The organism is Bradyrhizobium sp. (assembly GCF_004799445.1).
Classification (GTDB): Bacteria; Pseudomonadota; Alphaproteobacteria; order Rhizobiales; family Xanthobacteraceae; genus Bradyrhizobium.
This window is the reverse complement of record NZ_SSNA01000028.1, coordinates 1-12175: the sequence shown is the minus strand read 5'-3', so window position 1 is coordinate 12175 and position 12175 is coordinate 1. Positions and strand designations below refer to the sequence as shown.

Sequence of the window (12175 nt, the reverse complement as noted above, 5' to 3'; positions counted from 1 at the left end):
ATCGGGACGGTTTCGAACTCCGGCAGCATCACCGCGACGGTCGACGACGGCGTCGCTCTCTTCGCCGGCGGCAGCGTGACGAATGCCTCAGGCGCTTCCATTTCCGGCCTCGGCACCCTCGGGGCCGGCATTTTCATCACCGGCGGTGTCGGTACGGTCACGAATGCGGGCAGCATTTCGGGACCCAACCATCACGGGGTGCTGATCGCGGGCGGCGGCAGTCTATCGAACGCTGCCACCGGGTCCATTTCGGCACTGGGCGTCGGCGTCTTCTTCGAGACCAATCCTGGGACGATCACGAACGCGGGCTTTATTACTGGGACGGGAGTGGACGGCACCGGCATCTATCTGGAGAACGGCGGCAACGCCACCAACACCTCTACCGGGACCATCACAGGAAACAAGTTCGGCGCCTTTCTGGAGGGCGGTTCCAACACGCTTGCGAACTACGGCAGCATCTCGGGGGCGACCTATGACGGTGTCGTTCTCGGGCATGGCGGTACAGTCACGAATGCGGCCGGCGCATCCATTTCGGGTGCCAACGGTGGCGTCTATGTCAAATACCGAGCAGCAGGTACGGTCACCAACAGCGGCATCATCAGCGCCAGCGGGACCGGTAGCGCCGGCATCGACCTCGCCGATGGCGGCAGCGTCACGAACAACTCGACCGGGTCAATCTCCGGCAATTCGTTCGGGGTCTTCGTTAACGGAGCCGCCGGCAATGTCACGAACCAGGGCAGCATTGCGAGTGCGAAATACGGTGGCGTCGAACTCGTGAAAGGTGGCAGCGTCATCAACAACGCGGGCGCATCGATCACGGGCGGCAGCAACGGTGTCTATGTCGGATCGGGCGCGTCAGGAACGGTCACCAACAGCGGCAGCATCAATGCGGCGAATGCCAGCGGTGCGGGTGTCGATCTTGCGGGTGGCGGCGGCATCACGAACAATTCCGGCGGGTCGATCTCGGGCGGTGCGTTCGGCGTCTTCGCCAGCGGTGCTTCGGGGACGCTGAGCAACAGCGGCAGCATCTCGGGCGCTCACGGGGTCGGCCTCGAGGCCGGCGGCAGCGTCACGAACACCATCTCCGGTAAGATCACGGGCCAAGTCGCCGGCGTCTCTGCGCAGGCAGGCGCCGCGACGCTCAGCAATGCCGGCAGCATCAGCGCGACGGCCGGCGCCGGCGCCGATATCGAGGGCGGCGGCAGCATCACGAACCTCGCCGGCGCTACCATCTCGGGCAGCACCTTCGGCGTTTTCCTCACGGGTGGTTCCGGCACGGTGACCAACGCCGGCACGATCTCCGGCGGGAGTTATGCCATCGACTTCGCGGGCAGCGCCACCAATCGGCTCGTGGTCGACCCCGGCGCGGTGTTCGTGGGCGGTGTGACCGGCGGCAGCGGCACCAGCACGCTGGAACTCGCCAGCGGCACGGGTTCGATCGGCGGAGTGGGCACTGGCTCGTTCAACCACTTCCAGGTCCTGGCTGTCGATGCCGGCGCGACCTGGACGCTCAATGGTGCCAATATCTTAAACGGCACAATCAGCATCGCCGGCTCGCTCAACGTCTCGACGGCTATTGATCCGAGCAGCACCGGTCTCTTCCAACTCGGCAGCGGCGCCACGCTTGAAGTCGCCGCGGACACCGGCACGGCTACGCAGGTCAATTTCCAGGGCAGCAGCAGCGAACTGATCATCGACAATGCCGCATTGTTCGGCACCAATGTCGGGACCGCATCCTATGCGGGACCGCAGCTGCAACACTTCGTCCCGGGCGACAAGATCGATCTCAAGACCTTTTCCTCGGCAAGCGTGACACTCAACTACAACGCCTCGACGGGCGTGCTGCAGGTGTCGAACAGCGCCAACCAGGTGGCGAGCCTGGACTTCCAGACCTCGAATCTCGGCGGCACGACCTTCCAGGCCACCGCGGACGGAGCGACCGGCATCCTCATAACCACATCACCATCGTCAGGGCCCTCGGTGAGCTCGATCGTGACCTCCGGCACCGGGATCACCAATGGCGTTGGCGACCTGAACGCCAGCAAGGCGATGACCTTGACGGTCAATTTCAGCGCGCCCGTGACGGTCAACACCACTGGCGGCTCGCCGACACTTGCGCTCAATGATAGCGGGACGGCGGCCTATGTCGGCGGTTCCGGCTCCTCAGCCTTGACCTTCAGCTACACGGTGGCTGTCGGGCAGAATACATCTGACCTCGTCGTGTCCTCCCTCAATCCGAACGGGGCGACGATCCAGGACGCGGCGGCCAACAACGCCAATTTGTCTGCCGCCACCAACTACAATCCGGCCGGCGTATTGCAGATCGACACCACGCCGCCAGCGATCGCCATCAACACGATCGCCAGCAACAACGTTATCAATGCCACAAAAGCCTCGTCGGGCTTCACCATCAGCGGGACTGCGAGCGGTGCCGAGAACGGCCAGGCCGTTACTGTCAATATCCTCAATGGCGCAAATAGCGTCGTGGACAGTTACGCCACGACAGACCAGAACAATGCTTGGTCCGTCAGGGTGACGAGCGCACAGGCCACGGCTCTGGCCGATGGCAGCTACACCGTGACCGCCAATGTCGCGGATAAGGCCGGCAATCCAGCACCGCAGGCTAGCCACGCCTTGACGGTCGATGAGGAGAAGGTCGCTGAGCCTCCCGCGCTGGCGATCGCAAGCACTTCGCTCACGGTGATGGCCGGCGGTTCGGTATCGCTTGGAATTACGGCAACGCCCGTCGATTCCGACGACAGAGTGTCGGTCAAGATCAATGGCGTGCCGAGTTACGAACGGATAACGGCGCCAAGCGGGGATAACGTCAGCCGGCAGTTGCAATCGAACGGCACCTATAACTGGACCATTACAGAGAGTGCTTCCGCAGCAGGGACACCTCTCACCGGGCTCACACTGTCCTCGAGCTACACGGGCACGGGTCATCCGGTTGCCAATCTGACGGTCACGGCAAGCAATACGACGTCCGGAGAGGCGGCGAGCTCAGCTTCTCAAACTCTCACGGTCACGGACCCACCGGCCGCAACAGCCGGTGGCTCATCGATTGTCGTTACTAATCCCCCGGCGATTGCGCTGTCGGACTTCAAATCACCCGGCGGCCCATCGCCAGCCGGTTTGGCGTCATCGGCCTACACGACCCTCGCAGGGCTGCTCGAGCAATATATGGCAGCCGGATCCCGCCACGATGCGCCGGGCATGGCCCCGTGGATGGCTTCGCAGCAAGCGTGGCTCGGCGGCGAGAAGGAGTTCCTGACTAAACCGCAGGGCTGACCTCTAACGACTGAAGACAATGCAATCAGGTGGAACGGATAGATCGATTTCGGGCATGTTGGCGTACAGGGAAGACAGCAAATGACGTCGCAAGAAGAAACCGGGCTTTTCGTCCTTGTCTTGCTGCTCAGGCTGCATGGCGTTGCGGCCGAGGAGGAGCAGCTCCGCCACCGTTTGGGCACGCGGAGCGTGGGCATCACGGAGATGCTGCGATGCGCAAGGGATTTTGGACTTAAAGCGCGCACGATCAACACGAACTGGGTACGTCTTGCGCGCACGCCCTTGCCGGCGGTCGCGGCCCTCCATGATGGCGGCTTTCTCCTGCTTGGCAAGGCGGAGGGTGACGAAGTCCTGGTGCAACGTCTCTCGGAGCCCCGTCCGTTCAAGCTGACCCGTGCCGAATTCGAGACGCTTTGGGACGGTCGTCTGGTCCTGATGGCACGTCGCGCGTCGCTCTCCGATCTGTCACGGCGGTTCGACATCACCTGGTTCCTTGGCGCCATCCAGAAGTATCGATACCTGCTGAGCGAGGTGCTGATCGCTTCCTTCTTCCTTCAGGTCTTCGCGCTTGTCAGTCCGCTGTTCTTCCAGGTCGTTATCGACAAGGTTCTCGTGCATCGCGGATTGAGCACGCTCGAGGTTTTGGTCATCGGTCTTGCGGTGATCGCGGTGTTCGAGGCAACGCTTGGCACCTTGCGTACCCACCTTTTTTCCCACACCACCAACCGCATCGACGTCGAGCTTGGCGCGCGCCTGTATCGTCATCTGGTGGCGCTGCCGCTAACCTATTTTCAGACCCGCCGTGTCGGCGATTCTGTTGCCCGCGTCCAGGAGCTTGAGAATATCCGCAACTTCCTGACGAGTTCGGCGCTGACTTTCGTCATCGATCTTCTGTTTACGGTCGTTTTCCTTGCGGTGATGCTGGTCTACTCTCCCGCGCTGACGTTCGTCGTTCTCGGCGCATTCCCGTTCTATATCGGCATCTCAGCGGTCGCCACCCCGCTTTTCCGCGACCGGCTGGCCGAAAAGTTTCGCCGGGGTGCAGAGAACCAGGCATTCCTGGTGGAGACCATCACCGGCGTCCAGACGTTGAAAGCGATGGCGGTTGAGCCGCAGATGAATCGGCGTTGGGAGGAGCAGCTTGCCGGTTACGTTTCCGCAAGCTTCCGCGTCATCAGCCTCGGTAATGTCACGAGCCAGGCGGTGCAACTGGTGAACCATCTGGTCACCGTCGCCGTGCTTTTTTTCGGTGCAAAGCTGGTGATCGAAGGCAGCCTCACTGTCGGCGAGCTTGTGGCATTCAACATGCTGGCCAATCGCGTGAGTATGCCGGTCTTGCGCATTGCCCAGATATGGCAGGACTTTCATCAAGCCCGCCTCTCGGTCGAGAGGCTCGGGGACATCCTCAATACTCGTCCGGAGCCGATGATCAACGTCGGCCGCGCCGTGCTGCCGCCGATTCGCGGGGCTGTCACGTTTGACCATGTCGGGTTTCGCTATCGCGTCGATGGCTCGGAAATCCTGCACGACGTCAGTTTTCATGTTCCGGCCGGGCAGATTGTTGGTGTCGTCGGCCCGTCGGGATCTGGCAAGAGCACGCTGGCGAAACTTCTCGAGCGCCTCTACGTGCCGGAGACCGGGCGTGTCCTCGTCGACGGTGTCGATCTCGCATTGACCGATGCCGCCTGGCTACGCCGACAGGTTGGCATTGTTCTGCAGGAGGACATCCTTTTCAATCGATCCGTCGCCGAGAATATAGCGCTTGCTGATCCGGCCATGTCCATGCAACGGATCGTCGACGCCGCCAACCTTGCCGGCGCGCATCAGTTCATTCTCGAACTTCCCGAGGGCTACGACACAATCGTCGGTGAGCGAGGATGCAGCCTCTCGGGCGGTCAACGGCAACGCATCGCTATCGCCCGTGCCCTGGTGACCGATCCCCGCATTCTGATTTTCGATGAGGCCACCAGCGCGCTCGACTACGAGAGTGAGCGGATCATCCAGGACAATATGGACCGGATCTGCGAACGCCGTACCGTTTTTGTTATCGCCCATCGGCTTTCGGCGGTACGCCGGGCCAACCGTATCCTGACGATCGAGCGTGGACGCCTCGTGGAGGACGGCACCCACGACGAATTGATCCGTTCAAACGGGCGGTATGCAAACCTCCACTTGCTGCAGGCGGGCGGGTAATGACGGCCGTCAGGAAAATCATCCAGTTTCCGAGCCGGCCGCGACAGCGGCGCGAATACGAGACGGCTTTTCTTCCGGCCGCGCTCGAGGTGGTGGAGACGCCGCCGTCACCGATCGGCCGCGCCGTCGGCTTGACCATTGTCCTGCTGTTCTGCGCAGCGCTGGCGTGGGCATCGCTGGGCAAGGTCGATGTCGTAGCCACCGCACCCGGAAAGATCGTTGTGAATGGCCGGACCAAGGTGATCCAGCCAGCCGAAACGGGAGTAGTGCGCGCGATTCATGTTCGCGATGGCACAACGGTCAAGGCGGGGGACGTGCTGATCGAACTGGATCCAACTATCAGTGCCGCCGAACTTGAACATGTGAAAAGTGATTTGATTTCGGCCGAGCTCGACATTGCGCGCTTACGCGCGGCAATTGCCGCGGACATCAATCCGGCCGCCGACCTCACGCCGCCTGCGGGCGCCAGCCAGCGGCTGGTCGAGATGCATCGTCAGTTTCTGGCAAGCCAGAAGGCGGAACATGCCGCGAAGCTGGCGGAGATCGACCGACAACTGGCGCAGAAGGACGCGGAACGCGAAACAATCGCGGCGACGATCGCCAAATTCAACGCAACGATCCCGCTGCTACAGGAGCGGGTGGACGTCCGAAAATATCTCTACGACAAGGCGATCGGCACCAAGATCATCTATCTCACCGAGTTTCAGGACCTTGTCGGCCAGCAGCATGACGTCCTTGTTCAGCAAAGCCGGCTGCGCGAGGCCGAGGCCGCGGCAGCTGGGCTCACTCAAGCCAAGTTCAAAGTCGAAGCGGAGTACCGTCACACGCTCTACGATAATCTCGCGAAAGCCGAACAACGGGCCGGCGGTCTTGCCCAGGACGTGATCAAGGGAGAACAGAAGGCGAAGCAGCAGATTCTCACCGCACCGGTTGACGGCGTCGTGCAACAACTGGCGGTGCACACGATCGGAGGGATCGTTACCCCGGCTCAAACGCTCGCAGCCCTGGTGCCGCTCGACGCAAATCTCGAGATCGAGGCGATGGTGTTGAACCGCGATATCGGCTTCATCGTCCCCGGACAAAGCGTTGCGATCAAGATCGATACCTTCAACTTCACCCGCTACGGGCTGCTGGATGGCCGAGTGCTCAGCATTTCGCGCGATGCCATCACGCGAGACAGACACGAGGACCGGGCGAACGACCAGTCCGCCGGCGCGGAAAGCGCGTCGAGTGAACCCAGGGGGCAGGAACTGCTCTATGCTGCGCGCGTCAACCTCGACCGGAGCGTGATGGAGGTCGAGGGGCGGCCCGTCCAGCTCTCGCCCGGGATGGCGGTGACGGTCGAGATCAAGACCGGCTCGCGACGGATCATCAGCTACCTGCTTTCGCCCCTGATGCGATACAATCAGGAAGTGTTGCGAGAGAGATAGCGACGGAGCGTCCGCAAGCCTTGACTTGAGCAAGGCTTGACGTGAGGGAGGCCTTGACTTGAGGTAAGCCCTGGCCCGACGGGGCGGTGGTCGATACTATTGACTGCCCGGATCCGCGACGGGAGCAACCCGCAACGCAATCTCGACGACATCACCAGGCTGAAGTTCGAAATCCTCGTTCGCGACCAGATTTTCGCTGCCGCTGGCGCCGTTCCTGACAATTGTGATCGCGGGCTTGGAGCCAAAGCCGCGTGCAAGCTGTGACTTGGCGAAGGCGGTGTATTGAAGCTTTTCGCCGGTGCTCTGCAGCTTGAACCGGATTCGGCTGAGCGCCAGGGTAGCCTCCTGCAGTTCCTTGAGTATATCGCTCCTGCGTTGGCCGTCGAGCCGCTCGATCTGCCGCGAAAAATCATCCCGTTGGCGCCTCGTCTGCATCAATTGGGCCGTGGTCTGCAGCTTCCGGGTGGACGAAAGCAGCGCAGCTCGACGTGCGTCGCTGACGCGGAGCATGGTCAACGTGCCCCGGTTGAAAAGTTCCTTGGCTCGCTCCAGCTCTTCGGCATCGGCCTGGGTTCCCTGCTCTTCGGTCTTCAGCTGCTCCGAAAGGACCTGGATTTGTTCGTCGGCCTGAACGATCCCGCGCTTAAAGAACGTTCTTTCAGCCTCCGCGTCCTCCTGACGGGTCTTGAGCTGATCAGCCTCGACGTTGACAATCGCCAGTGCCATCGACCGGGCAACCGGCACATCGAGCAAGGCCTTTCGCTCAACCGTGGCCTGCTGTCCCAGTTCCTGCTGGAGGCGCCATACGTGCGCCTGTTCCCTGGCAAATTCGGTCCAAAGCGACTCGTACTCGGCCTGCAGATCTGCGGCTTCGAGGATCGGGTTGTTCATTCTTAGCCGAATGACGTCGTAACCGCCCGATAGGGTGATGGCCTGCCGTACGGTCATGAGCGGACGATAGGCTTGTTCGCCGGGTTTGGAGACATCTCCATTGACGTAGATTGGACGGTATTCGACGACAGTTGCGGTGACCTCATCGGGTTCGATCGTCACCGAGTTCTCGTGCCCGTCCGGCGCTCGCTGCCGAAAGACCTTCGCCGCGAGCATGGCCTGCACCTTGGCTTGCGCTTCCGCCGGCGACAGGTTCGCGACCGGCAGCGTTCCCAGCAGCGGGAACGAAATGGTTCCGTCCAGTTGAACGGGAACGCGTTGCTTGAGTTCGGGGAGCCTGGCCACGGAGATCTCGATCACGTCTCCCACATGCAGCCTATACTCGGCCTTTGCTGGCGTGATTGAGCACAGAAGAGCGGCGGCAAGCACGAATGATCTCGCATTGCGCGCCTTGCCAAGGCGCGAGGTGCATTCGGCGAACAAGGCCGACTCCCTAAAGGCCGATCGGACGTTGAGCATGGCGCACTCTCCTGCTGTCACGTTCAGTTATTGCCGCGTTGATGATCCCACCGTCGTTGGCTCCGGCCACGACAGGCGCGCGACGAAGTCAGCGACCGGGCCGCCGGGATTGCCCCAGTTGCTCGACCAGATGATTTGCGAGGCGTCGGGGGAAGGCGAGGCATGGGATTCGCTCCAGTAATCGTATTTGACGTCACGCGTCTGGATCACCCGCCGTAGCTCGCCGCTGCCGTCGATCCGCAAAGCGATGACTTCCTGATAAAGCGGTGCTTCGTCGAGGTGTCCGGCGACTTCGGAATATGTGCCGGTGTAGGTTACGAAAACCCAGCCAGGACGATTGATGTTGCGGATCGAAGCGTGCTGGCCGTGGCCATAAGGCGCAAGATCGGTAACGGCACCGTCGTCGAGCCGGCGTTTGATGATGTGAAATTTGTCCGGGCTTGCCTTGCTGATACCGACATACACATCGCTGCCATCGGTATCGGTGGTTATGTCGCCATGGCCTGGCCGATGGTGTTCGGTCCAGTGTTGCAGCTGCACGCCCTCCGTCGTGAAGACGTAGGCGGTGTCGGTCCCGTCGAACGTCGTATTGGCGCAAAACACGTAGCGTCCGGAGGGCGAGATTGTGCAATATCCGTTGCGACCGGACAAATTCGCCAGCTTGATATCCGGATATTTCCGCTGTGCCGAGATATCGTAAGCGAAAGCCACAAGCTCACCCTGGCTGTTTGTTGCACGCACTACCAGCCTGGTTCCATCTTTGGATGGATTGCCTTTGTAGGGGCCGAATTGCAGACCCTTGTACTCAGTGAAAGCATAGACCGCGCCCCTGATGTCTAACCGTGGGTTCCAGGTGTAGATTTCATTGCCCGACACGCAGATCATCAGTGCCGGATCGACCGGGTGCCACTCGCATTCATTGGGAACGGTGCGGTGAAAAAGCGGGACATAGGTCGATCCGTCCAGGAAACAGAAGCCGGAACAACCGTTGGCGATCAGCAACAGGCTCTGATCCGCGTTCCACGCCTGTGAACTGGAATAGCGATGTGTACAATGGGTCGACTTGCAAGATATCCCCGGCAGCATTGTCTGGCCCGGGTCCGTCACGCGCGTGAAGAAGGTCCCAAAGGCCGGGTCAGTCACCGCTTGAAGATAACCGGGATAGGGCATTGACGGCGTCACGACGGTGCGCGTCTTCGTCAACGCCTCGTAGGCCTGTGCCGCGCCATGGGTCGGCAAGAGCACGGGCAGAATGCACAGCAATCCAGTGACCATCAATCGTCGTGACTTGCTCACTTTCAAATCCTGCCGTCGGTGAAGAAAGGCGCCGGAACGGCGCGACTGCCGGCTATCTGCCATTCCGGGCCGCGCCGTTGGTCCTTCGGTTGATGCCCTTGCGGATCAGGCGGTCGATGTGAGGCACGTCAACGTTGTTTGCATGGTGCTCGATCGCGTCTAGCGGTACCGATGCCTCGACTAGCGTGTTTTCGCACAGCACCTCGACGGGCTTTGGAAGCTGCTTGCTGCCCACATCGGAGGTCGAGGGCGAGGAACTATCGTTTGCCGGTCGTTTCAGTAACCCGTTGTTCATCCCCCAAATCGCCGCCTGGGTCCGGTTCTGGACCCGGATCTTGCGCAGGATCGCCTTGACGTGGACCTTCACCGTCGCCTCAGCGATATCGATCTTTCGCGCGATGAATTTGTTGGAGTCGCCCTCGATCAGGCAGTGCAGGATTGACGTTTCCCGCGGCGAAAGCTGTGGCACGATCGTGTGCTCTGCTGTTCCGAGTACCGCCTGGCTGGTTTCGTCGGGCGGTACCGGCTCGCTGAGATGGTCGCTTTCGGCAACAAGAACGGATGACAGAAATGCAGGCGGGAAAATTGTTTCACCCATCATCATCAGTTCGATGGACTTGATGAATACGTCACAGGTCAGGACGTCGGCAAAATAGCCGTTGGCGCCTGCCCGAAATGCTGAAACCATCTCGACTAGCCGATAGTGGTCGGCCACGATAGCGATGCGCCCGCCTGGGTGCTGGTCTCTGAACAGTTCGATTTGTTCGACCGCGGCATCAAAGTCATCGCCGGTATGAATAACGAGAAACAGCGGTCGGCCTTGTTGGATTTTGCGTGGGAGAAAATCCTCGACGCGTGCCACCGAGGCAAGGATGCGAAAATTTGCCGCATGCAGGATTCTGGCAATCCCTTCTCTGAGTAAGATGCTCTTCCCAACGAGAATGGTAGCAAAAGTCTGTCGCCATCGCATGGTGACCCTCCCGTCTTTACGCATACTGACACCAGGCAGCCAAACTCCGACGTTCCCGTTTCGCCTATAAAACGGGCATTAGATTAGAAACGTGTGATTCGTCGGAAGTCTTGGTGTCGAAATTATTTGGGTTTCTTCAGTCCGAGGCGCCCCTCCGTATTCGGCGATGATGTCTCGTAATAAAATTTAGAAAGCTCCGGTTTGGGGCTTAGATGAATACATTTATGAAACTTTCATGAATATTAGAGCCAAACCCCCGATATCCCTATATACCTTTAGTTATAGGTGCTGAAGATGTCGACCGACATGGTTTGTCGCATATAGCCGTCGATCGTCGCTGTCGGGTCGTTGCGATTGATGCGGCGCAATTCGGCCAGACCGCAAGCCGGTTGCTTGAGCGAAGACGGTAATGAGTGCGTGCCGTCCTGAGATGGGTTATAGGGGGATACCGGGCGCGAAAGAATTAAACCCGGGGGGACAGGCTGAGGACAGGCCATGCGTTGCATCACCGTTGTGATCGCGGACAGCCATCCTGTTGTTCTGCGAGGTTTGACGAGCGTTCTCGATGCGCGAAGCGGTTTCAAGGTTGTTGCGTGTTGCCGTGACGGTCCGAACTGCATCGAAGCGATACGGAGTTTGATGCCGGACATCGCCATCCTCGACATCTCGCTGCCTGGACTGACCGGGCTCGAAATCCTCAGCATCGCCAACTCCGAGAGCCTCTCCTCGAGGTTGGTTTTTTTCACCACATCCGTTGAAGACTGTGGACTGGTAATGTCGGCCGCCGCGGGTGCCTACGGTGTCATCCGAAAGGATGTGGCGCTCGAAATACTCGTGCGGTCTTTACGGCGTGTCGCGGACGGTCAGAGGCTGTTGCCATTGCCATCTTCCGATAGGGCGCTGCCTCTGGAGCGTGCGAATATCGCAATCGCGGAGAACGTGCTGACTGTGATGACAGACCGCGAGCGCCAGATCATGTCTTTGGTGTCTGAGGGATTGTCGAACAAGGAAATTGGGCGCCGGTTGAATATCGCCGACGGCACCATCAAGGTGCACCTTCATCACATCTATCAGAAGCTTGAGATCAGCAATCGGACAGTGCTCGCGGCGCTTTTCATATCGAACAACGGCATCACGGAAGTCCTACCCGGAAATAGGGCTCCCCGGGTTCGCCTTGGTGACCAACGATCATCGTAAAGGTTTCTGATACTGTTCGGCCGCCTGCGCAGGGACTCTTAATCATCGGGGCCCAGGTTCGAGCCGCGGTGCGCCCACCAAGCTTTTCAAGCGGCCTATGTCGCGCACGTGTCGCGTCGAGACACCAGTAGACAATAACCCTTTAGAATCAATGGTGGCCGCGCGACATAAATTAAGCCCGTTGGGGACGGGTTATTCGAAAAAATACAACGATCTCAGAAACTTATTGGTGGCTGGGGAACTAGGATTCGAACCTAGACAAACAGAGTCAGAGTCTGTTGTGCTACCGTTACACCATTCCCCAAAAAATACTGAACAGATTCAATAGGTTGAATGTTCTGTCAGCTGACGACCCGTGGGGGACGTGCAAATCCCTCCCAAGCGTGCG

At 60.0% G+C, this 12175-nt stretch carries 8 protein-coding genes and 1 tRNA gene; 4 read left to right on the top strand and 5 right to left on the bottom strand.

Annotation, left to right across the window (positions count from 1 at the left end):
- Positions 1-198: 198 nt before the first annotated feature.
- From E8A46_RS03045 to E8A46_RS03035, 3 genes are all read left to right on the top strand, one after another.
- Positions 199-3291 (top strand): Ig-like domain-containing protein, encoded by a 3093-nt coding sequence (locus E8A46_RS03045; RefSeq protein ID WP_291557276.1) that lies wholly within the window; start codon positions 199-201, stop codon positions 3289-3291.
- Positions 3292-3372: 81 nt separating this feature from the next.
- A complete protein-coding gene (locus E8A46_RS03040; protein WP_291557274.1) occupies positions 3373-5484 on the top strand; it encodes a type I secretion system permease/ATPase in 2112 nt (703 codons plus the stop codon).
- A gap of 89 nt (positions 5485-5573) precedes the next feature.
- Positions 5574-6914, top strand: coding sequence for an HlyD family type I secretion periplasmic adaptor subunit (locus tag E8A46_RS03035; RefSeq protein WP_363250968.1), 1341 nt, complete (start codon positions 5574-5576; stop codon positions 6912-6914).
- 96 nt (positions 6915-7010) lie between these two features.
- Here E8A46_RS03035 and E8A46_RS03030 read toward each other — a convergent pair whose 3' ends face one another.
- The 4 genes from E8A46_RS03030 to E8A46_RS03015 all read right to left on the bottom strand — a co-directional run bounded on the left by E8A46_RS03030 (position 7011) and on the right by E8A46_RS03015 (position 11240).
- Positions 7011-8324, bottom strand: coding sequence for a polysaccharide biosynthesis/export family protein (locus tag E8A46_RS03030; protein ID WP_291557268.1), 1314 nt, complete (start codon positions 8322-8324; stop codon positions 7011-7013).
- A gap of 27 nt (positions 8325-8351) precedes the next feature.
- Complete coding sequence (locus E8A46_RS03025; RefSeq protein ID WP_291557265.1) at positions 8352-9620, bottom strand: hypothetical protein; 1269 nt, start codon at positions 9618-9620, stop codon at positions 8352-8354.
- Positions 9621-9672: 52 nt separating this feature from the next.
- Positions 9673-10590: a response regulator transcription factor gene (locus E8A46_RS03020; RefSeq protein WP_291557262.1), complete on the bottom strand. Its 918-nt coding sequence runs from the start codon at positions 10588-10590 to the stop codon at positions 9673-9675.
- A gap of 275 nt (positions 10591-10865) precedes the next feature.
- Positions 10866-11240 (bottom strand): hypothetical protein, encoded by a 375-nt coding sequence (locus tag E8A46_RS03015; protein WP_291557281.1) that lies wholly within the window; start codon positions 11238-11240, stop codon positions 10866-10868.
- On the opposite strand from E8A46_RS03015, the gene E8A46_RS03010 reads away from it, so the two are divergent.
- Positions 11140-11787 (top strand): response regulator transcription factor, encoded by a 648-nt coding sequence (locus tag E8A46_RS03010; RefSeq protein ID WP_291557279.1) that lies wholly within the window; start codon positions 11140-11142, stop codon positions 11785-11787. The genes E8A46_RS03015 and E8A46_RS03010 overlap by 101 nt on opposite strands.
- 230 nt (positions 11788-12017) lie before the next feature.
- Here E8A46_RS03010 and E8A46_RS03005 read toward each other — a convergent pair.
- Positions 12018-12091: transfer RNA gene (locus E8A46_RS03005), tRNA-Gln, on the bottom strand.
- Positions 12092-12175: the final 84 nt, after the last annotated feature.

Bases quoted from the DNA above. Each gene is read 5' to 3' on its own strand.
- E8A46_RS03040 (WP_291557274.1), top strand. From the start codon at position 3,373: ATGACGTCGCAAGAAGAAACCGGGCTTTTCGTCCTTGTCTTGCTGCTC.
- E8A46_RS03030 (WP_291557268.1), bottom strand. From the start codon at position 8,324: ATGCTCAACGTCCGATCGGCCTTTAGGGAGTCGGCCTTGTTCGCCGAA.
- E8A46_RS03020 (WP_291557262.1), bottom strand. From the start codon at position 10,590: ATGCGATGGCGACAGACTTTTGCTACCATTCTCGTTGGGAAGAGCATC.
- E8A46_RS03015 (WP_291557281.1), bottom strand. From the start codon at position 11,240: ATGTCCGGCATCAAACTCCGTATCGCTTCGATGCAGTTCGGACCGTCA.